Source organism: Bradyrhizobium sp. NBAIM08 (genome assembly GCF_020193935.1).
GTDB classification, from domain to species: domain Bacteria; phylum Pseudomonadota; class Alphaproteobacteria; order Rhizobiales; family Xanthobacteraceae; genus Bradyrhizobium; species Bradyrhizobium yuanmingense.
The window spans coordinates 1-444 of the sequence record NZ_JADYVR010000390.1 but is presented as its reverse complement, the minus strand read 5'-3'; the positions used below and the strand labels follow the sequence as shown (position 1 = coordinate 444).

The 444-nt window shown below is 63.1% G+C and carries 1 pseudogene; it reads left to right on the top strand.

The window, feature by feature from the left end:
* Positions 1 to 129: 129 nt before the first annotated feature.
* Positions 130 to 444 (top strand): annotated as a pseudogene (locus I6F37_RS40055) (DNA mismatch repair protein MutS); the annotation flags it as partial.

Below are 444 nucleotides of genomic sequence, written 5' to 3'. Positions count from 1 at the left end.
AAGTATAGGCATCCGCGATTCTCGGCGGCAAGGGCAACAGCATGGCGGGCGGTGGCGACCCTGTGACGCCGCATGCTGCGAATCCGGCCGTATACTCCAAAATCGACCACGTTGCACGAGGTGCCGCCGTTGGACCAGTTGGCGCTGCTTGGCCCAGAGTACCTGCCGATGACCCCGGGCCGCCGGCAGTACCTTGAGGTGAAAGCACGCCATCCAGACGCCATCCTGTTCTTTCGGATGGGCGACTTCTACGAGATGTTCGACGACGACGCAAAGGCAGCGTCGAAAGCGCTCGACATCGTGCTGACGGCCCGTGACGCTGGTAAGGGTGATCGCATCCCGATGGCGGGTGTGCCGTATCACGCAGCCGAGGGCTACGTCGCCAAACTGATCGAGCAGGGATTCCGCGTGGCGATCTGCGACCAGATTGGGGAGGTGCCAGCC